Source organism: Klebsiella sp. 4_1_44FAA (genome assembly GCF_000238715.1).
In the GTDB taxonomy this organism is placed as follows: domain Bacteria; phylum Pseudomonadota; class Gammaproteobacteria; order Enterobacterales; family Enterobacteriaceae; genus Klebsiella; species Klebsiella pneumoniae.
Genome location: NZ_JH414798.1, coordinates 89,531 through 113,073, shown reverse-complemented (window position 1 = coordinate 113,073; position 23,543 = coordinate 89,531). Strand labels below are relative to the sequence as shown.

Here is a 23,543-nt window from a genome sequence, read left to right as displayed (position 1 = left end):
TCAGCGGCGCCCGGGCTTTTCCGGGCGCGCGTTGTGAATCAGGCCGTACGGGCCACCGCATCGCGGGAAGCCTGTTCCCGCTCTTCGCCGGTAAGTTCGGCGAGCTGGCCAGCGCGCATCTCCAGCAGACGATCGGCGTGCTGGAAGTAGTGATCGTCATGGCTGATGGCGAACACGGTTTTGCCCATCTGCTGCATCAGCGGCAGCAGAACCTGGTAGAACTCGCGGCGGAAATGCGGATCCTGATCCGCCGCCCATTCATCCAGCAGAATGATGTCCCGGGACTCGGCCAGCGCCAGCAGGAGCGCCACGCGCTTCTTCTGCCCTTTCGACAGCCGCAGGTCGGCGATCTTTCCGTTCTCCAGCTGCAGCTTGTGGGCCATTTGCAGACGCTCCAGCCATGTCGCCACCAGCGCCGGATCGGCCTCCTCGCCCTGCGGCCCAAGCAGGCGGTCAAACAGCCAGACGTCGGTAAACACTGCGGAAAACAGTTTGCGGTACTCCTCTGGCCTCTCCGCCGCCAGCGGCTGGCCGTCGACGAGGATCTGACCGGATATTGGCTGGTACAGGCCGGTCAGGAGCATCGCCAGCGTTGACTTGCCGCTGCCGTTGCCGCCTATCAGAAACACCAGCTCGCCGCGCTTCAGCGTCAGATTAAGCGGCCCTACCGCAAAGCGCTGGTCCGGATAATGAAAGGTGACATCGCGCAGCTCCAGCGTCTGCCAGTCAGGATGCGCCTGCGGCCGGGGAAAGTCGGCCCGGTACGGGGCGAGGGAGAACTGACGCAGCTTGTTAAACGCCACCTGGGCGCTGAGCAGCGTGGGCAGCGCGCCGACGGCGGAGAGCAGCGGCGTGCGCAGAAACAGCAGCGTCAGGGAATAGGTCGCCGCCACGGCGGTATCGGCCCAGCCGAGGCTGTTGGCCATCCAGAACACCAGCCCGATGGCGCCAAGCATCATAATATTCGACCAGTTGACCGCGCTGAGGTGGAAGGTATCGGCGCGAACGATATGGTGCCGGTACTCCCGGGCGTCCGGGAGGTAGAGCTGGTTAAACACATACTCCGCGCGCTCGCGGTTGAGGGTCAGCTCTTTACGCCCCTCCAGCACCGTCTGATAGTCGTGATACAGTTTATCTTCCGTTTCGCGCAGGCTGGCCATATGTTTGTACACCCGCGAGACCAGCACAAAGCCGCCCCAGATGGTGAGCGCCATCCACAGCGCCGTCACCAGCATCATTTTTCCTGACAGCCAGGCGAGGTAGGCCGCGGAGCCGAAGGTGAGAATGATCCCCTGCACCAGCTCCGGCAGTCGCACAAAGGCGATGGTGATATTGCGGATATCGCTGGTCAGCCCGGCAAGCAGCGACGCGCTGCCGATCTTCTCTACTTGTTCAATCTGGGTATCGAGGATGCGTTTAACAAACTCACCGCGCAGACGATAGACAAAATGGTGGCCGAGGGTGGTTAGCGCCAGCTGCGAGCCCAGGGTCACCGCCATCAGCAGCCCCAGCAGACCAAGAAACTCCGGCAGGACCCGCAGCGAGGTATCGACAGCGGTAATCAGACGCAGGTTAATGAAAGCGATTAAGCCGATACCCAGCGCGGCGCTGAGCAGGCTGAGAGCAATAACGCCCAGAAACGGCCAGCGGTACTGGCGCCAGACGAGAGAGAGAAGTTCCATAACAGGCTATCCGCAAAAGCAAAACAGCCAGCAGTTTAAACGGCTCGCCGATGACATCAAGAATAATTCTTATTTTAATACTGGCGACCGCCCGCCTGTCGGAAGGTGAGATTGTAACGACAGTCGCCCGTTTCCGGATGATGCCCCGCTTTCAGCGGCTGAATGCCATGATAAAACAGGCGCGACTCGCCGCCCCAGACCACCACATCGCCATGCTCCAGCAGCAGCCGCTGCAGCGGGTCGCTGCGTTGCAAGCCGCCAAACTGAAAGATGGCCGGCAAGCCCAGCGAGACCGAGACAATCGGCGCCCGCAGATCCTGTTCATCTTTATCCTGATGCAACGACAGTTTTGCGCCAGGACAATAGCGGTTAATCAAACAGGCGTCGGGGGAAAACTCCGGATAGCCGCCGGCGGCGGCCGCCGCCAGCGCCAGTTCATGAAATACGGCAGGCATCGGCGGCCAGGTTTGATCGGTTACCGGGTCGACCGGGGCGTACAAATAGCCCTGGCGATCGGTAGTCCAGCCCAGCGCGCCGCAGTTGGTCATGGCGACCGACATGGTGTACCCGCCCGGCGTGACCATCTGGCGAAACGGCGACTGACTGGCGACGTCGGCTATCGCCTGCAGCAGCACCGGGGCGCGTTCGCGGGCAAATCGCCGCAGCACCACCGCGCCGGGGGCCAGCGGCTCCTGCCACGGTGGGGTATCGCTAAACAGATCGAGCATTACTCCTCCTCATGTTGGGCCTCGCGCGCCAGCAGCTGCGCTTTTCGCGCCGTTCCCCAGCGATAACCGGACAGGGTGCCATCTTCACGCACCACCCGGTGGCAGGGAACAATCACCGCCAGCGAATTCGCCGCGCAGGCGCCGGCCACGGCTCTTACTGCCCGCGGCTGGCCAATATGCTCTGCCACCTGGCGGTAGCTGCGGGTCTCGCCCACCGGGATCTGCCGCAGCGCCTGCCAGACCTGCAGCTGAAACGCGGTGCCCTGCAGATCCAGCGGCAGCGATACCGGCCGCCGGCTGTCGTCGAGGTGGGCGAAAATCTCGGCCATCTGCTGACAAAAATCGGGGTCGCCTTCACGCAGCTCGGCATTGGGAAAGCGCCGGCGCAGGTCGTCGAGCAATGCCGCATCGTTATCACCCGGCAGCACCGCGCAGACGCCGCGCTCGCTCTGCGCCACCAGGCAACGACCCAGCGCGCAGTCGCCCGTGGTCCAGGTTACCACGGTGGCGGCGGCGCCGCGGCGAAACTGGCTGGCGGTCATCCCTAACGCTGCGTCGGCCTGGCGATAATAGCTGCTGCTGTCGGGAAAACCAGCCGCCAGCGCGGCGCGGGTCACCGGTATCCCCTGCTCCAGCGCTTCCCGCAGGCGCTGCGCCCGCCACGCTTGTTGCCAGGCTTTAGGGGTCATGCCGGTGACGGATTTAAATAAACGGTGGAAATGAAACGGGCTCATCGCCAGCTGGCCTGCCAGCGCCTCGAGGGTCAGGGGCGCGTCCTGCTCCAGCAGCCGACAGGCCTGCGCCACTTTGTCGACCCTTTGCTGCTGCGGGTAGTCTTTATCCGGTTGGCAGCGTTTGCAGGGGCGGAATCCCGCCGCCACGGCGGCGGCGACGTCGGCAAAAAAGCGTACGTTTTCCCGCCGCGCGCGCCGCGAGCGGCAGGAGGGACGACAGCAGATGCCGGTGGTCAGTACCGCAAAGACGAACTGACCATCGGCCCGGGTATCACGTTCGCAGACCGCCTGCCAGCGGCGATCATCGGTATCGGCAACTATCGGTTTCATGACGGGTCTCCAGCTGTAAGTGTACCCTCAGTCTGTGGTAAAGCCCGCAGTAAAAAACCCGCAATCTTGCTTTTTAATTTTTCTCGCCGACAAGGAAAGTGCGGAACTGCGGCGACATCCAGGTTTTAAAACCCTCTCCATCTTTAACGATCATGTAGACCGCCAGCCCCTCCTCGCGCACCACCTGCTGCGCTTTTTCCGGCCCCAGCACCATCAGTCCGGTATCCCAGCCGTCCGCCTCCAGCGCCGTTGGCGCAATGACGGTCACGGAGACCAGCTTATGGGTTATCGGCTGCCCGGTCTGCGGATCGATAACGTGCGAGATGCGTTTGCCATCGAGTTCATAGTAGTTGCGATAGCTGCCGGAGGTGCTGATGCCGTGACCATTGATGTCGACAATCGCCTGAACGGCGTTTTCGCGGTCGGTCGGTTTCTGGATCGCTACCCGCCAGGGCTTGCCTTCGCCGTTCATCCCGCGGCTGACCAGCGCTCCGCCCACCGACACCAGATAGCGGGAGATCCCCTCCTGCTCCATCAACCGCGCGAGGTGGTCGGCGGCATAGCCTTCTCCCACAGTGGAGAGGTCGACAAACAGATCGGGAATATCTTTTTGCAGGAACTGCCTGCCGCTCTGATTAATAACCTGCAGATGCTGCAGGCCGGTGCGCGCCTTCGCCGCGGCTATCGCCTCGGCATCCGGGGTGGTGACCGGCTGTTTATCCGGGCCAAAGCCCCACAGGTTGACCAGCGGCCCCACGGTAATATCCATCGCGCCGTGCGTTTTGGCGCCAATCCGCAGCGACAGGGTGACGATATCCGCCATCGCTTCGCTCACCGGCCAGGGTTCGGTAGTGGCGGCATGATTGAAGCGCATCAGCGCGGAGTCGTTTTTCCAGGTCGACAGCAGGCGATCGTCGGCGTCCAGCTGGGCCTGAACCTTGGCGCGCAACGCCTGGGCCTTTGCCTCATCCACGCCAATGACGCTGACCCGCCAGAAGGTGCCCATCGTTTTGCCATCCAGCACGGTGGCCGTCGCGGCGGAGGTCGCAGGAGTGGTAGCTGAATCGCAGCCAGAGAGCAGAACGCAGGCGCCCAGCAGCGCGGCGCGAAAGAAAGTCATATCCATTAATCGAGGCTCCTCTTACCAGGGCGACAAGAGTATACCAGCGAGGTTAAACCAGACATAAAAAAAGGCGCCAGAGGCGCCTTTTTGTTATGCAGCTTGCAACTTAGAACTGGTAAACCAGGCCCAGTGCAACCACGTCGTCGGTAGAGATACCGGCGTTGCGGGTGAAGCTGTTGTCGTCCAGCAGGTTGATTTTGTAGTCAACATAGGTGGACATGTTTTTGTTGAAGTAGTAGGTCGCGCCAACGTCAACATATTTCAGGATGTCCTGGTCGCCGTAGCCTTCCAGATCCTTACCTTTAGACTGCAGGTAAGCCACGGACGGACGCAGACCGAAGTCGAACTGGTACTGAGCAACCACTTCGAAGTTCTGCGCTTTGTTAGCAAAGCCCAGGGAACCGGCGCGGGTCGCGTTGTAGGTCTGGGTGTACTGAGTGGCCAGGTAGATGTTGTTCGCGTCGTATTTCAGACCGCCGGTGTAGGTTTCAGCGTTGTCGCCACGACCCAGTGCCAGCTTGCTGTTCTGGTCGCCAAGACGTTTGGAGTTAGAGTATGCGAAACCAGCGCTGATGCCATCATAGATGTCATAGGTCAGAGAAGTACCGTAACCGTCGCCGTTCTGTTTCAAGGCGGTACGACCGTTGTTGGTAGGAGACAGAGCGCCTTCGCCGCTGACGCTGCCGTTTTTACCCTGATACTGCAGAGCAAAGTTCAGGCCGTCAACCAGACCGAAGAAATCAGAGTTACGGTAGGTTGCAACGCCGTTAGCACGGGACTGCAGGAAGTTGTCAGAACCGTAGGTGTCGCCGCCGAATTCCGGCAGAACGTCGGTCCAGGACGTTACGTCGTATACTACGCCGTAGTTACGACCGTAGTCGAAAGAGCCCGCGTCGCCAAATTTCAGGCCTGCGAATGCCAGACGAGTCCATGCCTGATCGCTGGAGCTTTCAGTGTTGTTCGCCTGAACGTTGTATTCCCACTGGCCGTAACCGGTCAGCTGGTCGTTGATCTGGGTTTCGCCTTTCACGCCTACACGCATGTAGGTCCGGTCGCCGTCGACGCTCTTGTCGTCAGAGAAGTAGTGCAGACCGTCAATTTTACCGTACAGGTCTAATTTGTTGCCGTCTTTGTTATAAATTTCAGCCGCATTTGCTGCGCCTGCTACCAGCAGAGCCGGTACCAGGAGGGACAGTACTTTAACTTTCATGTTATTAACCCTCTGTTTGTTATATGCCTTTTATTATGCCACTGCTTACTGATTACCCTTCTAATCAGTCGGCTATTTCATTGTGCTGCAAAATGCAGAATAATCCAACAAGAATATGATACTAAAACTTCTAAGATGTTTCAAAGTTCCCACAAGATGTTTCAATTTGTAAATTTAGCGGAACTTTTTTTACCGCAAAATGGTCAGGGAAATACGCACTAATCATCAAAAAAATATTTAACCTTTTATAATCAAATTGATAGACAACAACATATCTATAGCACTGAATGGTAAAACAAAATGATCATTGGTGGCTAAAATAAGAGTCGCTATCATCATTAACTTTATTTATTACCGTCATTCAGTTCTGAATGTCTGTTTACCCTATTTCAACCGGATGCCTCGCATCCGGTTTTTTTTACCCTTCTTTACACAACTTTAATTTATCTGTGCTACGGCTAATGATTCCCTAACGACTATTAATCAATCAATTAGGCCATCAGTGGTGCATATTCTGCCAATGTCTTGTTATTTCGTGCGATTCTTCCCTTTTGTTTCCGTCAATATCGTCGCCGGTTAACCTTCCCGGCGCGGTTTCATTTACGCTTCGTTTCTAAGATAATTCCTGGACGGCATCGCACCGCTGGCACCAATCTGTAGTATGGATTTACGCCATTAGCCTTTATACTGCCAGCAGCATCTGCTTTGTTGCCAGTTACTCTGGCGCTACATCCTGTTTACAAACAATGATGAGTCGTTCAGCCACAAGATGACCCCGAAAAAATTCTCCCTGATCCCCGGCAACATCAGCCGCTTCTTCATTTTGATGGTTATTGTCCTGCTGGCGACAATGGGGGTGATGATTCAAAGCGCCGTCAATGCCTGGCTGAAGGAGAAAAGCTATCAGGTGGTTGATGTCTCCCACGCTCTGCACCAGCGCATTGACGCCTGGCGCTATGCCACCTGGCAGATCTACGACAATATCGCCGCCACCTCAGTCAACACCGCAAGCGGCGGTCTGCAGGAGACGCGTTTAAAACAGGACGTTTACTACCTGGAGAAACCCCGGCGTAAAACCGAAGCCCTGATCTTTGGCTCCCATGACAGCTCCACCCTCGAAATGACGCAGAAAATGTCCGATTATCTCGATATTTTGTGGGGCGCGGAGACCATTCCGTGGTCGATGTACTATCTCAACGGCCTGGACAATAGTCTGATCCTGGTCTCCACCCTGCCGTTGAAGGACCTCTCTTCGAGCTTCAAAGAGTCAACGATCAGCAGCGTCGTGGAGTCGCGGCGCGCGGAAATGCTGCTGCAGGCTAATACCCTTGATGAGCGCGAGACGTTCTCGCCGTTGCGCCATCTCGCCTGGCAGAACGCGCACTATTTTACGTTACGCACCACCTTCAACCAGCCCGGACACCTTGCCACGGTGGTTGCCTTCGACCTGCCGATTAACGATCTGATCCCGCCCGGCATGACCATCGACAGCTTCCGTATCGAGCCTGACCCGTCGCAAAATCTCGCCACCACGCCGGATAAAGAGAGCGCCGATCATATCGGGATCACCTTTAACGGCATGCAGATTGACATCGCCACCGACATCAGCACCACCGGTATGCAGTTGCTGTGGACGGTACCAATGAGCACCATGCTGCTGGAGTCCATGCAGAACATTCTTCTGCCGCTGCTGCTCAACATTGGTCTGCTGGCGCTGGCGCTGTTTGGTTTTACCACCTTTCGCCACTATAAAGGACGCAGCCATTCGTCTGGCGCCGGGCTCCCCTCCGCCGCCAACAGCGAACTGCGTCTGCTGCGCGCCATTAACGAAGAGATTGTTTCTCTGCTGCCGCTGGGGCTGCTCGTTCACGATCAGGAAGCCAACCGAACGGTTATCAGCAATCCAATTGCCGACCATCTGCTTCCGCACCTGAATCTGCAGAACATCACCAATATGGCGGACCAGCATCAGGGGGTGATCCAGGCCACCGTCAATAATGAGCAGTATGAAATCCGCCAGTATCGCAGCCAGGTAGCGCCGCGCACCCAGATCCTGATCATCCGTGATCAGGACCGCGAAGTGCTGGTCAATAAAAAGCTCAAGCAGGCCCAGCGCTTGTATGAGAAAAACCAGCAGGGACGGGCCGCCTTTATGCAGCACATCGGCAGCGCCCTGAAGCAGCCCGCGCTGACGCTGGCGGCAGAGGCGGCGGCGCTCAGTAGTACAGAGAATCGGACGCTGGCCCAGCATGCCGATGAGCTGGTCAAACTCATCGATGACATTCAGCTCGCCAATCTGCTGGAAAGCGATGCCTGGAAAACCAACCAGACGTTGTTCTCGGTGCAGGAGCTTATTGACGACGTCGTGCCGGAAGTGCTGCCGGCGATGAAACGCAAGGGTCTGCAGCTGCTCATCAACAATGCGCTCCCGGCCGGCGAGCAGCGCTATGGCGACCGTGAAGCTCTGCGGCGCACGCTGGTGCTGTTAATCCAGTATTCAGTGACCACCACGCCTATCGGCAAGATCACCCTCGACGTCTGTCAGGATGAGTCGGCCAGCGATCGCCTGACCTTCCGCATTCTGGATACCGGCAACGGCGTCTCGGCAAACGAGATCGACAATATGCACTTCCCGTATCTCAACGAGACCCAGAGCGACCTGTACGGCAAAGCAAACGCCCTTACCTTCTGGCTATGCGACCGCATGACGCGCAAGCTGGGCGGGCAATTGACCATTAAAGCCCGGGAGTCGCTGGGGACGCGCTATACCCTGCATCTGAAAATGCCGGCCAGCGAAGAGGCGCCAGAGGCGGGAGAGCATTTGCTGGATGACGTTATCGTCCTGCTGGATGTGACTTCCAGCGAAGTGCGGCGGATTGTCACTCGCCAGCTGGAGAGCTGGGGAGCGTCCTGCATCACACCGGACGATCGGGCGACCAGTCAAGCCTTTGATCTTTATTTAACGGATAATCCGTCTAATCTTACTGCTTCAGGCTTGCTTTTAAGCGATGATGAGGTCGGGATACGCAAGATCGGCCCGGGCCAACTGCGGGTCAACTTTAATATTAGCACGGCGATGCAGGAGGCTATCCTGCAGCTTATTGAGCAGCAGCTGGCGGAGGAGGCGGTTCAGCCCGTCACCTCAGGAAACGAGAGTAACGCCGAACTCCATGCCAGCGGCTATTACGCACTGTTTGCCGATACGGTACCGGATGATGTTCAGAGATTGTATACTGAAATCGAAGCGGGCGATTTTGCTGCTCTGGCGCAAACCGCCCACCGCCTCAAAGGGGCATTTGCTATGCTTAATCTGATACCCGGCAAGCAGTTATGTGAAACGCTTGAGCATCTGATTCGCGAAAAGGATGCGCAAGGCATAGAAAAATATATCAGCGACATTGACGCTTACGTCAAGAGCTTGCTGTAGAAGGTAGCCTTATACATGAACACTATGAACGTAATTATTGCCGATGACCATCCGATCGTACTGTTCGGTATTCGTAAGTCACTTGAGCAAATTGAGTGGGTGAACGTCGTTGGCGAGTTTGAAGACTCCACGGCCCTTATCAACAATCTTCCGAAGCTGGACGCCCATGTGCTGATCACCGATCTGTCCATGCCCGGTGACAAATACGGCGACGGGATCACGCTGATTAAATACATCAAGCGCCACTTCCCGGATCTGTCGATCATTGTTCTGACCATGAACAACAATCCGGCGATCCTCAGCGCGGTGCTGGATCTGGATATCGAAGGGATCGTCCTCAAGCAGGGGGCGCCGACCGACCTGCCAAAAGCGCTGGCCGCGCTGCAGAAAGGGAAGAAATTCACCCCGGAAAGCGTCTCTCGCCTGCTGGAAAAAATCAGCGCCAGCGGCTATGGCGATAAACGCCTGTCGCCGAAAGAGAGCGAAGTGCTGCGCCTGTTCGCCGAAGGTTTCCTGGTAACCGAGATCGCCAAAAAGCTTAACCGCAGCATTAAAACCATCAGCAGCCAGAAGAAATCGGCGATGATGAAGCTGGGCGTCGAAAACGACATCGCCTTGCTGAACTACCTCTCTTCCGTCTCGCTGAGCGCGACGGACAAAGAGTAATCTCTTCGCCCTCTCCGTCTCGCCCCGGCGAGACGGAGCTCCCCATTATTCCCGCCCTTTACGCACCCGCGCCGCATATACCGTCAGCGTTTGCTTCAGTACGTCGAGGGTGACCGGCTTGGACAGACAACTGTCCATCCCCGATTCCAGACAGCGCTGCTTCTCTTCCGCCAGGGCATTGGCCGTTACGCCAATCACCGGCAGCGTCAGGCCAAGCTGACGAATGCGCTGCGTCAGGCGATAACCATCCATATTAGGCATGTTGACGTCGCTGAGCACGATATCGATGTGCTGCTTGCTGAGGACGTTGAGCGCGTCGATCCCGTCGTTCGCGGTCACGCACTGGTAGCCGAGCGACCCCAGCTGATCCGCCAGCAGGCGGCGGTTGATCGGGTGATCGTCGACCACGAGGATCATCATGTCGTCGTTATTGCCGGCCTGCGCCTCCGGGGCCATCAGCGCCGGGCTATTTTCCGCACTGGCGAGCGCAACATGGAAAATACGCCCCAGCAGAGGCAGCAGTTCGTGGGGAGTCGTCACGCTGTGCAGCCATTCGCCGGCGGACCGCTCCTGCGGAATACCGATATGACGGCGACAGAAGATGACCATGGCCCTTCCCTGCCATCCGCTCAGCGCCTCATCGTCAGTGAGTAAGACATCCTCGGCGTCCGGCGTTTCGCCGGCATGGCGGCGGACCGTCAGGCCGTGGTAGCTGAGCAGCGAGGTGACGAACATCGCTAGCGAAGTGTTATGAATCGCCAGCCAGCAGGTCTTGCCAGCGAAACCGTCTCTGCTCACCGGTGAGGTATTCTGCACGCGATACAGAGGAATACGGATGGTAAAGCGGCTACCCATCCCCGGCTCGGTTTCGACAGCAATATCGCCATCCATCATGCTGATCAGTTTTTCACAGATCGCCAGGCCAAGGCCGGTGCCCTGAAAATTGCGCTGCACGCCGGTCCCCACCTGGAAGAAAGGATCGAAGAGGCGCAATACCTCTTTCGCCGGGATCCCCTCTCCGGTGTCGCGAACGCTAATCTGCAGATAATCCCCCGCGCACTGGACGTGCAGGACAATGCAGCCGGTATCGGTGAACTTTATCGCATTGCTGAGCAGATTTGAGATCACCTGCTGCAGGCGCATCGGGTCGCCGGACATTTGTTCCGGAACGTCCGGCTCGATAAAGCAGTACAGGCCCAGCTGCTTGCGTACCACCAACGGCAGATAGTTAGCGGAGATATGGTTCATGACTTCGCGCGGAGAGAACTCCCGCGGCTCGATCTTCAACTGCTCGGACTCGATTTTCGAGAAATCAAGAATATCGCTGATGATTTTCAGCAGCAGGCTGGAGGAGTTGTTCATCGCCGTCACAAGGCGATCGACGCCTTTCGGCAACGCTTTGGTCTGCAGCAGATCGAGGTTACCGATGATGCCATACAGCGGGGTACGCAGCTCATGGCTAACGGTCGCCAGGAACATCGATTTCGACTGGCTGGCCTGCTCCGCCGCCTGGGCCATCTCCTGCAGCGACTCCTCCATTTTCACGCGGGCGGAAACGTCCACCAGCACGCAAATGGCGACGTTTTCATTGCGATAGCGTGAATGAACAAAGCTAATCTGCAGGTTGGTATGGTTGCTGGTCAGCACGTCGACAAAATTGACCTGCTGGCCGCAGATGATCTGCGTCAGCCGCTGGCGGTCCTCGTGGGTCAGCATGTTCAGGTAGTTGTGCGCCAGTTCATTACTGAGAATATTGGTCCCGTCGGCAGTGCGCAGAATACAGATCCCTACCGGGGCAGAAGCCACAATTTTGCGGTTGAACTGCTCGTGCTCTTCCAGGCGCTGGGCGTCATTCTCCGCGGGGATAAAAATGCGCCGCTCATACATCCGCGCCAGCGCGAACAGCATCGCGCCGCTGAGGATATTAAGAACGATAGCATTGATGATCAGCATACGGATCCGCTCCAGCACCTGATCTACCGAGACGGAATAGACGATGCTCAGGGAGGACGGCGAGAGGCTTTTTTTCAGCACCAGCTCGCGGAAACCCGAACTGTAGCCAAACCACATCCGCTCCTGCATCCACTTCGCTTCGCTCTGGATTTTACCTTCCGCACCGGCCAGCGAAATCAGCGGCTGGCCGTTATCGTCAAAGATCGTCACGCTCATCGGCAAACTGCCCGGCGTAAAGAAGCTTTCCATGCGGATGGTCTGCTCCACGCCCAGCATCGCCTGCAGGCGATTGGCCATATAGACCGGCGTCAGGGCGTAAAAATAGCCCACCCCGGGGCGAACGCCCTGGCTTATCCAGAACAGGTTGTTGCCGCGCTCATTTTGCGGCGCGTTGCGATATTGCTCTATGCGCTGATGCAGGACTTTCAGCGCCTGATCGCGCTCAATCGGCACGTCCCGCAGGCCAAAGTTGGCCATGCAGAGGTTATCGCTGCCGATGAGAAAGATGCGGTTAAGGTCGTAGGCGGCAGTAAAATTATCCCGCCAGTAGCGCATAAACCATGCCAGCGACTGCAGCGAATTACGCCAGGTGGCGCTCATCGCGCTGCAGTCGGAATCGGGGTACAGGGGTTCAAAGTTGGGCACCGCCATATCGCCGTTTTGCCCTTGCGCTACCGCGTCCCCTGCCGACAAGCGATTACCGGCGACATACTTCAGCTCTTTCATTACATCCGCGGTACGCTGGATATAGCGCTGGGCCTGATCGGCGTTGAGATTAAGCTCCTGATGGATTTCGGCTTCCCGCTCGTGCAGCGCGTTGACGATATAAAACACAGAGACAAACGCAATAAGCAGCCACAGCAATACCGCCAGCGCTCTGAACAGATAACGTGAAACCTTCAGGGTTGTATGAAAAGAGGCAAGATATTTCAATGTGGCGATGCTCGGCCGTCAGGGACTCAACAGAATGCGGTTAAGGTAGCGGTAAACCGGCTTTGCCGCAATGTTAATGCAAAAAGGGCCGGGAAAATACCCGGCCCTTCCAGAACATTTACCTCGGACGATTATTCTTCGTCTTCGGCGACATCGTCATCGGTATCCGCTTCCGGGGCGATATCGTCATCGCCTTCCGCCGCGCTACCGTCGATGGCATCCAGCTCTTCATCATCCACCGGCTCAGCCACGCGCTGCAGACCTACCACGTTTTCATCTTCCGCGGTGCGGATGAGGATCACGCCCTGGGTGTTACGGCCCACGATGCTCACTTCGGAAACGCGGGTACGCACCAGCGTCCCGGCGTCGGTGATCATCATGATCTGATCGCAGTCATCCACCTGCACGGCGCCGACCACGGAACCGTTACGCTCGGTGACTTTGATCGAAATAACGCCCTGGGTGGCACGCGACTTGGTCGGATACTCCGCCGCCGCGGTACGTTTACCATAACCGTTTTGCGTCACCGTCAGGATCGCGCCTTCGCCGCGTGGAATAATCAGCGAGACGACGCTGTCGTTTTCCGCAAGCTTAATACCGCGTACGCCGGTGGCGGTACGGCCCATGGCGCGAACGGCGTCTTCTTTGAAGCGTACAACCTTACCGGCCGCGGAGAACAGCATCACTTCATCCTGACCAGAGGTCAGATCGACGCCGATCAGCTCATCGCCTTCGTTCAGGTTGACCGCGATGATACCGGCGGAACGCGGACGGCTGAACTCGGTCAGCGCGGTTTTCTTCACGGTACCGCTGGCGGTGGCCATAAAGACGTTGACGCCCTCTTCGTACTCGCGGACCGGCAGGATGGCGGTGATGCGCTCATCGGCTTCCAGCGGCAGCAGGTTGACGATCGGCCGACCGCGCGCGCCGCGGCTGGCTTCCGGCAGCTGATAGACCTTCATCCAGTACAGACGGCCGCGGCTTGAGAAGCAGAGGATGGTGTCATGGGTGTTGGCCACCAGCAGACGGTCGATAAAGTCTTCTTCTTTAATGCGCGCTGCCGATTTGCCTTTACCGCCACGACGCTGTGCTTCGTAGTCGGTCAGCGGCTGATACTTCACATACCCCTGATGCGACAGGGTGACCACCACATCTTCCTGGTTGATCAGATCTTCGATGTTAATATCAGCGCTGTTGGCGGTGATTTCGGTACGACGTTCGTCGCCGAACTGGTCGCGGATCAGCTCCAGCTCTTCGCGAATCACTTCCATCAGACGGTCAGCGCTGCCGAGAATGTGCAGCAGCTCTGCGATCTGCTCCAGCAGCTCTTTATATTCGTCGAGCAGTTTTTCATGCTCAAGGCCGGTCAGTTTCTGCAGACGCAGATCCAGAATCGCCTGAGCCTGCTGCTCGGTCAGGTAGTATTTACCGTCGCGCACGCCGAACTCTGGTTCCAGCCATTCCGGACGCGCGGCGTCATCCCCGGCGCGCTCCAGCATCGCCGCAACGTTACCGAGATCCCACGCTTGGGCAACCAGCGCCGTTTTCGCTTCTGCCGGGGTCGGCGCGCGACGGATCAGTTCGATAATCGGGTCGATGTTGGCCAGCGCAACGGCCAGCGCTTCGAGGATATGCGCCCGGTCGCGCGCTTTGCGCAGTTCGAAAATCGTACGACGGGTCACCACTTCACGGCGGTGGCGTACAAACGCGGCGATGATGTCCTTCAGGTTCATGATCTTCGGCTGACCATGGTGCAGAGCTACCATGTTGATGCCGAAGGAGACCTGCAGCTGGGTCTGGGAATAGAGGTTGTTAAGCACCACTTCCCCTACCGCATCGCGCTTCACTTCAATCACGATGCGCATCCCGTCTTTATCAGACTCGTCACGCAGCGCGCTGATGCCTTCCACGCGTTTTTCTTTGACCAGCTCGGCGATTTTCTCGATCAGGCGCGCTTTGTTCACCTGATACGGAATTTCGTGCACGATGATGGTTTCGCGGCCGGATTTCGCGTCCACTTCCACTTCCGCGCGCGCGCGGATGTACACTTTACCGCGACCGGTGCGATAGGCCTCTTCGATGCCGCGACGGCCATTGATAATGGCGGCGGTCGGGAAATCAGGGCCAGGAATATGCGCCATCAGTCCTTCAATGCTGATGTCTTCATCGTCAACATACGCCAGACAGCCGTTAATCACTTCCGTCAGGTTATGCGGCGGTATGTTGGTGGCCATCCCTACGGCGATCCCGGAGGCGCCGTTCACCAGCAGGTTAGGAATTTTGGTCGGCATGACGTCCGGAATACGCTCCGTACCGTCATAGTTGTCGACGAAATCGACCGTCTCTTTTTCAAGATCGGCCATCAGCTCATGAGCGATTTTCGCCAGACGAATTTCGGTATAACGCATCGCCGCGGCGGAGTCGCCGTCGATGGAACCAAAGTTACCCTGGCCGTCCACCAGCATGTAACGCAGCGAGAACGGCTGCGCCATACGCACGATGGTGTCGTATACCGCGGAGTCGCCGTGCGGGTGGTATTTACCGATTACGTCACCAACGACACGGGCTGATTTTTTATAGGCTTTGTTCCAGTCATTGCCCAATACGTTCATGGCGTAAAGTACGCGACGGTGTACCGGCTTCAGGCCATCTCGGACATCCGGCAGCGCACGGCCAACAATGACCGACATCGCATAATCCAGATAAGAGTTCTTAAGCTCTTCCTCAATGTTGACCGGTGTAATTTCTCTCGCAAGGTCGCTCATCTAACCGCTATCCCTCTACTGTATCCCGGATTCAAAGGTCGCAAATTATAACACAGCCGCGCTAATAGAGGTAAAGCAATACGGTTTATTCATGGCGCGCTGCTGATATACTCGCAGGTCTGAACAGAAAAGGAGTAAAAGCGCCCATGAATGCCGAAAAAACGTCGGTAGCCCCTAACGTCGATCATGCTGAAATCGCCAAATTCGAAGCCGTCGCCTCGCGCTGGTGGGATCTGGAGGGCGAGTTCAAACCGCTCCACCGCATCAACCCGCTGCGGCTGGGCTATATTGCCGAACGCTCCGGCGGCCTGTTCGGTAAAAAAGTCCTCGATGTCGGCTGCGGCGGCGGCATCCTCGCCGAGAGCATGGCGCGCGAAGGCGCGACGGTCACCGGGCTGGACATGGGGGCCGAACCGCTGCAGGTCGCCAGGCTGCACGCCCTGGAGAGCGGTATTCAGGTAGACTATGTTCAGGAAACAGTTGAGGAACATGCCGCGAAGCACCCGCAGCAGTATGACGTCGTGACCTGCATGGAGATGCTGGAGCACGTCCCCGACCCGCAGTCGGTGGTGCACGCCTGCGCGCGGTTAGTGAAGCCCGGCGGCCAGGTCTTCTTCTCCACCATCAACCGCAACGGCAAGGCCTGGCTGATGGCGGTAGTCGGGGCGGAATATGTCATGAAGATGGTGCCCAAAGGCACTCATGATGTGAAGAAGTTTATCAAACCGGCCGAGCTGCTGGGCTGGGTAGATCAGACTACTCTGAAAGAGCAGCATATCATCGGTCTGCATTACAATCCGCTGACCAATACCTTCAAGTTAGCGCCAGGGGTTGATGTTAACTATATGTTGCATACCACCGCCAAACAGGACTGAGGTCAACACCTCCGCTTATGATGATTGCGCGGCATCAAGCCGCGTGATTATTTCTTCCGATGAAGAAATCAGCACTCGATCAAATTTTCATTTTTTTTTCTGTTTTATTGACTTCTTCTCCAGGCCTTATGCGACGTGGACTTGCGGATTATTACCCTTCCGCAACCTCAATTTAACGTCAAAATCAACCCTTGTACTCAAAAGATTCCTTACTAAAATACTCACCATATAGCGTTTCTTTTATCGACAACCCCCTACATATAGTATTTATCCACAGAGTTAGTCACAACGGACTTCTGTGGATAAACGGGGGATATTTTCTTTCACGGACAGGTAAAATCCACATGAATCAGAGTCTGCTGGTGACAAAGCGCGACGGGACCACCGAGCGCATCAATCTCGACAAAATCCATCGCGTACTGGATTGGGCGGCAGAAGGACTGAATAACGTTTCGATTTCCCAGGTAGAGCTGCGCTCCCATATCCAGTTCTATGACGGCATCAAAACCGCGGACATCCACGAAACCATTATTAAAGCCGCTGCGGATCTGATCTCCCGCGACGCACCGGATTACCAGTACCTCGCCGCGCGTCTGGCGATTTTCCATTTGCGTAAAAAAGCCTTCGGTCAGTTTGAGCCGCCGGCGCTCTACGATCACGTGGTGAAGATGGTCGAGAAAGGTAAATACGATCATCATCTGCTGGAAGACTACACGGAAGAAGAGTTCCAGCAGATGGACGGTTTCCTCGACCACTGGCGCGACATGAACTTCTCCTACGCAGCCGTTAAACAGCTGGAAGGCAAGTATCTGGTACAAAACCGCGTCACCGGCGAAATTTATGAGAGCGCGCAGTTCCTCTATATTCTGGTCGCCGCTTGCCTGTTCTCGAACTATCCGCGCGAAACGCGTCTGGACTATATCAAGCGTTTCTACGACGCGGTGTCCACCTTTAAAATCTCGCTGCCGACGCCGATCATGTCCGGCGTGCGTACCCCCACCCGTCAGTTCAGCTCCTGCGTGCTGATCGAGTGCGGCGACAGCTTGGATTCCATCAACGCCACCTCCAGCGCGATTGTGAAATACGTTTCCCAGCGCGCCGGCATCGGCATCAACGCCGGGCGCATTCGCGCGCTGGGCAGCCCGATCCGCGGCGGCGAAGCCTTCCACACCGGCTGCATTCCGTTCTACAAGCATTTCCAGACCGCGGTGAAATCCTGCTCGCAGGGCGGCGTGCGCGGCGGCGCGGCAACCCTCTTCTACCCAATGTGGCATCTGGAAGTGGAAAGCCTGCTGGTGCTGAAAAACAACCGTGGTACCGACGCCAACCGCGTTCGTCACATGGACTACGGGGTACAGATCAACAAGCTGATGTACACCCGTCTGCTGAAGGGCGGCGATATTACCCTGTTCAGCCCTTCCGACGTCCCGGGCCTGTATGACGCCTTCTTCGCCGATCAGGACGAGTTTGAGCGCCTGTACACCCAGTACGAGCAGGACGACACCATTCGTAAGCAGCGTATTAAAGCCGTTGAGCTGTTCTCGCTGATGATGCAGGAGCGCGCCTCTACCGGCCGCATCTATATCCAGAACGTCGACCACTGTAACACCCACAGCCCGTTCGATCCGGTAGTCGCCCCGGTGCGTCAGTCTAACCTGTGCCTGGAGATCGCCCTGCCGACCAAACCGCTGGAAGATGTCAACGACGAAAACGGCGAAATCGCGCTGTGCACCCTGTCGGCCTTCAACCTCGGGGCTATCGACAGCCTCGACGAGCTGGAAGAGCTGGCGGTGCTGGCGGTGCGTGCTCTGGATGCGCTGCTCGACTATCAGGATTACCCCATCCCGGCGGCTAAACGCGGTGCGATGGGGCGTCGTACGCTGGGTATCGGCGTGATCAACTTCGCTTACTATCTGGCGAAGCATGGCAAACGCTACTCCGACGGCAGCGCCAACAACCTGACGCACAAAACGTTCGAAGCGATTCAGTACTATCTGCTGAAGGCCTCTAACGAGCTGGCTATCGAGCAAGGCGCCTGCCCGTGGTTCAACGAAACCACCTATGCGCAGGGCATCCTGCCGATCGATACCTATAAGAAAGATCTGGACGGCATCGTCAGCGAACCCCTGCACTACGACTGGGAAGCATTGCGCGAATCCATTAAAACCCACGGCCTGCGCAACTCCACGCTCTCCGCGCTGATGCCGTCCGAGACCTCGTCGCAGATCTCCAACGCCACCAACGGCATTGAGCCGCCGCGCGGCCACGTGAGTATCAAAGCGTCCAAGGACGGTATCCTGCGCCAGGTGGTGCCGGATTACGAAAACCTGCAGAACGCCTACGAGCTGCTGTGGGAGATGCCGAACAACGACGGTTATCTGCAGCTGGTGGGTATCATGCAGAAGTTTATCGACCAGTCGATCTCTGCCAACACTAACTACGATCCGACGCGCTTCCCGTCCGGAAAAGTGCCGATGCAGCAGTTGCTCAAAGACCTGCTCAACGCCTATAAATTCGGCGTCAAAACGCTGTACTATCACAACACCCGTGATGGCGCTGAAGACGCCCAGGATGACCTGGCCCCGTCCATCCAGGACGACGGCTGCGAAAGCGGCGCTTGTAAGATCTAAGGTATTTTTGCCGGGTAACGCTGCGCTTACCCGGCCTACGTTTGTGTAGGCCCGGCCAACCCATTCCTGCCGGGCAATACAGTTCAACAGGACTCACTTCAATGGCATACACCACTTTTTCACAGACGAAAAACGATCAGCTGCTGGAACCCATGTTTTTTGGCCAGCCGGTTAACGTGGCCCGCTACGATCAGCAAAAATACGACATCTTTGAAAAGCTGATTGAAAAGCAGCTTTCCTTCTTCTGGCGTCCGGAAGAGGTTGACGTTTCCCGCGATCGCATCGACTACCAGGCGCTGCCGGAACACGAAAAACATATTTTCATCAGCAACCTGAAGTACCAGACGCTGCTCGACTCCATCCAGGGCCGTAGCCCGAATGTGGCGCTGCTGCCGCTGATCTCCATCCCGGAGCTGGAGACCTGGGTAGAAACCTGGGCCTTCTCCGAGACCATTCACTCGCGTTCGTACACTCACATCATCCGCAACATCGTCAACGACCCGGCGACCGTGTTCGACGACATCGTCACCAACGAGCAGATCCAGAAACGTGCGGAAGGCATCTCTCACTATTACGATTCGCTGATCGAGATGACCAGCTACTGGCATCTGCTGGGCGAAGGCACCCACACCGTCAACGGCAAAACCGTGACCGTGAATCTGCGCGAGCTGAAAAAGAAACTCTATCTGTGCCTGATGAGCGTTAATGCCCTGGAAGCGATCCGCTTCTACGTCAGCTTCGCCTGCTCCTTCGCCTTTGCCGAACGCAAACTGATGGAAGGCAACGCCAAAATTATCCGCCTGATCGCCCGCGATGAAGCGCTGCACCTGACCGGCACCCAGCATATGCTGAACCTGCTGCGCTCCGGCAGCGACGATCCGGAAATGGCGGAAATCGCCGAAGAGTGCAAGCAGGAGTGCTATGACCTGTTCGTGCTGGCGGCGCAGCAGGAGAAAGAGTGGGCGGACTACCTGTTCCGCGACGGCTCGATGATCGGCCTGAATAAAGATATTCTCTGCCAGTACGTCGAGTACATCACCAATATCCGCATGCAGGCGGTGGGCCTCGATCTGCCGTTCCAGACCCGCTCCAACCCGATCCCATGGATCAACACCTGGCTAGTCTCCGACAACGTTCAGGTGGCGCCGCAGGAAGTGGAAGTCAGTTCTTATCTCGTCGGCCAGATCGATTCTGAAGTCGATGCCGACGATCTGAGCAACTTCCAGCTGTAATGAAGCGGATCTTCCTGAAAATCTCTGACACTCGCCTTGAGTGTCAGGATGAACACCCTTCCCTGCTGGCGGCGCTGGAGTCGCATAATATCGACGTCGAATATCAGTGCCGCGAAGGCTACTGCGGCTCCTGCCGCACGCGTCTGGTCTCCGGCCAGGTTGACTGGCTGACCGAGCCGCTGGCCTTTATCCAGCCGGGAGAAATTTTGCCCTGCTGCTGCCGGGCGAAAGGCGATATTGAGATCGAGATGTAGTCTTGTCAGGTGGCGCTACGCTTACCCGACCTACTGTTCCAGGACCGGCCGTTTACGCACTGCCGCCCTGGGCTGCTGAAACTGCCGGTGTTGACGGCCTCAAAATCGCTGAGACGTTCCCGGAAGGCCGGGGCAGCCCGCATGGATGCGGGCTGAGGGCCGTGTTTTGCATGGACGCTACCTCGGCCCGACCCGAAGCCTGCAGGGATAAGTCGAAGGGACCGCGCAGCGGCGATTTTGCTGGCCGGAGCCCGGGGGTACAGGGGGAGGCGGCGACTGGCCTCCCCCTGTGCGCTCCCTGCGCTATGAAAGGCATAACGCAGAAGAAATATCGGGAGCGCAATCTTCCAGGAAATAACATAGAACAAACGTTATTCCCGGGTCGAAATCGTTGCACGCCGAGAACAGTGTCAACAAAACCGCAGTTCGTACGCCGGGTAAGGCGTAGCCGCCATCCGGCTTTTTTACTGTTTCGCGTCCAGGAACTGCACCGCTTTATCCGGGAAATCGGTAAATAAGCCGTCGACGCCCGCCTGGTTATACAGCACGTCATAGAGCTGATTAACGTTAGTCGCGTACTCCGGCAACTGATCCGCGCGCACGGTGTACGGATGCACCTGCAGATGGCTGGCATGCGCCTCTTTCACCATCGCCGTCAGCTTCACCGCCCCCGGCTTCGAGCCTTCCGCTACCAGCATATGGTAATCCGGGCCGATACCGTCCGCGTACTGCGCAATCTGCGCCATCGCCCCTGGCTTGAACATCCAGTCATAGCTGTAGTTCACCCACTTACCATCGGCCTGTTTCTGCTGGGTTTCATTCCAGTCGGTATAGGCGATGAGCTGCACCAGATTGAGATCCATCCCCATCTTCGGCTCCAGCTCATTTTTAATGCGTTTGAGCTCGTTGGCGTCAAAGCACTGCAGATAAACCTTATCCTGCTTGCTGGTATAGCCATATTCCTTCAGCACCTTCAATGTGCTGGCGGTAATATCTTTGCCTTCCTGGTGGTGGAACCACGGCGCTTTGATTTCCGGGTAGATACCGATGTTTTTGCCGGTTGAATGGTTCAGCCCCTGGACAAACTCAATCTCCTCTTCAAAGGTATGAATACGGAAATCGGATTTGCCCATCGGGAATCGCCCGGGATAGGTTTGCACGTACTTACCATTTTTCGGCTCAAAACCTTCGGTGAACTTCAGCGACTTAATCTCGTCCAGGGTAAAGTCGATGGCGTAGAAACGGCCATCTTTACGCGCCCGCTGCGGGAAACGCTGCGCAACGTCAGTCACCCGATCGAGATAGTGGTCGTGTAACACCACCAGCCGGTCGTCTTTGGTCATCACCAGGTCTTGCTCAAGGTAATCCGCCCCCTGAGCGTAAGCCATCGCTTTCGCCGGCAGGGTATGTTCCGGCAGATACCCGCTGGCGCCGCGGTGGGCGATGACCATTTTATCAGCCGCTGTCGCACTGAAGCACAGCGCCGAACTGGACAGAATCATTCCGCTCATCAGCGCGGTAAGTTTCATTTTCATCGCCGCTCCTTAGGCTTGTTTCAGCTGTTGGTGATGGCGACGTTCACCGAGCATCACGATAACCAGCAGGATAACCGCCAGCACGCTGCCGCCGATCATCACCATAAAGCCGCCGTCCCAGCCGAAGAAATCGACGGTGTAGCCGACGATAGCGCTCGCGGCCACGGAACCGCCAAGATAGCCGAACAGGCCGGTGAAGCCCGCGGCGGTCCCGGCGGCTTTTTTCGGCGCCAGCTCGAGGGCATGCAGACCAATCAGCATCACCGGGCCGTAGATCAGGAAGCCAATGATGATCATACAGGCCATATCGACGCCCGGATTACCCGGCGGGTTCAGCCAGTAAACGACAGTGGCGATGGTCACCAGGGTCATAAAGAACACGCCGGTGGCGCCGCGGTTGCCTTTAAACACTTTGTCCGACATCCAGCCGCACAGCAGCGTGCCCGGGATCCCCGCGTACTCGTACAGGAAATAGGCCCAGGAGGATTTATCCAGCGCGAAGTGTTTAACTTCTTTCAGGTAGGTCGGCGACCAGTCGAGAATGCCGTAGCGCAGCAGATAAACGAAGACGTTAGCGATAGCGATGTACCACAGCAGCTTGTTCGGCAGAATGTATTGCATAAAGATCTGCTTCGCCGTCAGCTCTTCTTCGTGCTTTTCGCTGTAATCGTCCGGGTAGTCGTTTTTATATTCTTCAATCGGCGGCAGACCGCAGGACTGCGGGGTGTCGCGCATCATCGCAAAGGCGAAAATTGCCAGCAGAATGGCGCCGAATGCCGGCATATACAGCGCCGCGTGCCAGTCGTTAAACCACGCCATCCCTAACAGGAACAGCAGCGGCGGAATGCCGCCGCCGACGTTATGCGCGCAGTTCCACACCGAGACAATCCCGCCGCGCTCTTTCTGCGACCACCAGTGCACCATGGTCCGGCCGCACGGCGGCCAGCCCATCCCCTGGAACCAGCCGCAGAGGAACAGCAGCACGAACATTATCATGATGCTGGACGTCGCCCACGGCACGAAGCCCATCACCAGCATCACCAGCGCGGCGAGGATCAAGCCAGCCGGCAGGAAAATGCGCGGATTCGAGCGGTCAGAGACCGATCCCATGATGAATTTCGAAAATCCATAGGCGATGGAGATACCGGAAAGGGCGAAGCCGAGGTCGCCACGAGAGAACCCCTGCTCGATAAGATAAGGCATCGCCAGGGCAAAGTTCTTACGAACCAAATAGTAGGCGGCATAACCAAAAAAGATGCCAATAAAAATCTGCCAGCGTAATCGGCGATATAGCGGGTCAATCTCCGCTGCTGGCAAACGCGCTTTATGCGCGGCGGGTTTAAAAATACTTAACATATCAGCCTCCGTGGCCCTTGCTGTTTTCTACTGACGTCACGACAAAATCCCAGATTAATCACCAACTTCAAATATGGTCGCGATGGTAGGCAATACGTAGAGTTGATACT

General features: G+C 57.1%; 15 protein-coding genes. 6 read left to right on the top strand and 9 right to left on the bottom strand.

Translation table 11 applies throughout. From position 1 onward, the window contains the following. Positions 1 to 38: 38 nt before the first annotated feature. From HMPREF1024_RS24845 to HMPREF1024_RS24865, 5 genes are all read right to left on the bottom strand, one after another. Positions 39 to 1,682: a multidrug ABC transporter permease/ATP-binding protein gene (locus HMPREF1024_RS24845; protein ID WP_004184919.1), complete on the bottom strand. Its 1,644-nt coding sequence runs from the start codon at positions 1,680 to 1,682 to the stop codon at positions 39 to 41. A gap of 74 nt (positions 1,683 to 1,756) precedes the next feature. Next, positions 1,757 to 2,410 (bottom strand): DNA oxidative demethylase AlkB, encoded by a 654-nt coding sequence (alkB, locus tag HMPREF1024_RS24850; protein WP_009307393.1) that lies wholly within the window; start codon positions 2,408 to 2,410, stop codon positions 1,757 to 1,759. Further along, positions 2,410 to 3,474: a bifunctional DNA-binding transcriptional regulator/O6-methylguanine-DNA methyltransferase Ada gene (gene ada, locus HMPREF1024_RS24855; RefSeq protein WP_009307392.1), complete on the bottom strand. Its 1,065-nt coding sequence runs from the start codon at positions 3,472 to 3,474 to the stop codon at positions 2,410 to 2,412. Before ada ends, alkB begins: the two co-directional genes overlap by 1 nt. A 73-nt stretch (positions 3,475 to 3,547) precedes the next feature. Continuing rightward, positions 3,548 to 4,600 (bottom strand): FAD:protein FMN transferase ApbE, encoded by a 1,053-nt coding sequence (apbE, locus tag HMPREF1024_RS24860; protein WP_009307391.1) that lies wholly within the window; start codon positions 4,598 to 4,600, stop codon positions 3,548 to 3,550. A 103-nt stretch (positions 4,601 to 4,703) separates the two neighbouring features. After that, entirely contained in the window at positions 4,704 to 5,807 is a 1,104-nt protein-coding gene (locus HMPREF1024_RS24865; protein WP_009307390.1) for a porin OmpC, read from the bottom strand. A 769-nt stretch (positions 5,808 to 6,576) separates the two neighbouring features. Here HMPREF1024_RS24865 and rcsD point away from each other — a divergent pair. Further along, entirely contained in the window at positions 6,577 to 9,234 is a 2,658-nt protein-coding gene (rcsD, locus tag HMPREF1024_RS24870) for a phosphotransferase RcsD (protein ID WP_002913006.1), read from the top strand. 15 nt (positions 9,235 to 9,249) lie between these two features. Next, on the top strand, positions 9,250 to 9,900 hold the full coding sequence (gene rcsB / locus HMPREF1024_RS24875; protein WP_002913007.1) for a response regulator transcription factor RcsB: 651 nt from the start codon (positions 9,250 to 9,252) through the stop codon (positions 9,898 to 9,900). Positions 9,901 to 9,945: 45 nt separating this feature from the next. Here the strand turns inward: rcsB and rcsC are convergent, their stop codons facing one another. Then, positions 9,946 to 12,786, bottom strand: coding sequence for a two-component system sensor histidine kinase RcsC (gene rcsC / locus HMPREF1024_RS24880; RefSeq protein ID WP_009307389.1), 2,841 nt, complete (start codon positions 12,784 to 12,786; stop codon positions 9,946 to 9,948). Positions 12,787 to 12,917: 131 nt separating this feature from the next. Continuing rightward, positions 12,918 to 15,551 carry a DNA topoisomerase (ATP-hydrolyzing) subunit A gene (gene gyrA / locus HMPREF1024_RS24885; protein ID WP_004175036.1) on the bottom strand — a complete coding sequence of 878 codons (2,634 nt, stop codon included), beginning with the start codon at positions 15,549 to 15,551 and terminating at the stop codon, positions 12,918 to 12,920. 146 nt (positions 15,552 to 15,697) lie between these two features. On the opposite strand from gyrA, the gene ubiG reads away from it, so the two are divergent. The 4 genes from ubiG (at position 15,698) to yfaE (ending at position 20,542) form a co-directional block, all read left to right on the top strand. After that, positions 15,698 to 16,426: a bifunctional 2-polyprenyl-6-hydroxyphenol methylase/3-demethylubiquinol 3-O-methyltransferase UbiG gene (gene ubiG, locus HMPREF1024_RS24890; protein ID WP_002913014.1), complete on the top strand. Its 729-nt coding sequence runs from the start codon at positions 15,698 to 15,700 to the stop codon at positions 16,424 to 16,426. 344 nt (positions 16,427 to 16,770) lie between these two features. Next, positions 16,771 to 19,056, top strand: coding sequence for a class 1a ribonucleoside-diphosphate reductase subunit alpha (gene nrdA / locus HMPREF1024_RS24895; RefSeq protein ID WP_009307388.1), 2,286 nt, complete (start codon positions 16,771 to 16,773; stop codon positions 19,054 to 19,056). A gap of 101 nt (positions 19,057 to 19,157) precedes the next feature. Next, positions 19,158 to 20,288, top strand: a complete 1,131-nt coding sequence (gene nrdB, locus HMPREF1024_RS24900; protein ID WP_004140835.1) for a class Ia ribonucleoside-diphosphate reductase subunit beta — start codon at positions 19,158 to 19,160, stop codon at positions 20,286 to 20,288. After that, positions 20,288 to 20,542, top strand: a complete 255-nt coding sequence (gene yfaE / locus HMPREF1024_RS24905) for a class I ribonucleotide reductase maintenance protein YfaE (RefSeq protein WP_002913017.1) — start codon at positions 20,288 to 20,290, stop codon at positions 20,540 to 20,542. Before nrdB ends, yfaE begins: the two co-directional genes overlap by 1 nt. Positions 20,543 to 21,006: 464 nt before the next feature. Here yfaE and glpQ read toward each other — a convergent pair whose 3' ends face one another. Beyond that, positions 21,007 to 22,077: a glycerophosphodiester phosphodiesterase gene (glpQ, locus tag HMPREF1024_RS24910; RefSeq protein WP_004149154.1), complete on the bottom strand. Its 1,071-nt coding sequence runs from the start codon at positions 22,075 to 22,077 to the stop codon at positions 21,007 to 21,009. Positions 22,078 to 22,086: 9 nt separating this feature from the next. After that, positions 22,087 to 23,433: a glycerol-3-phosphate transporter gene (glpT, locus tag HMPREF1024_RS24915; RefSeq protein WP_002913019.1), complete on the bottom strand. Its 1,347-nt coding sequence runs from the start codon at positions 23,431 to 23,433 to the stop codon at positions 22,087 to 22,089. Positions 23,434 to 23,543 lie beyond the last annotated feature (110 nt).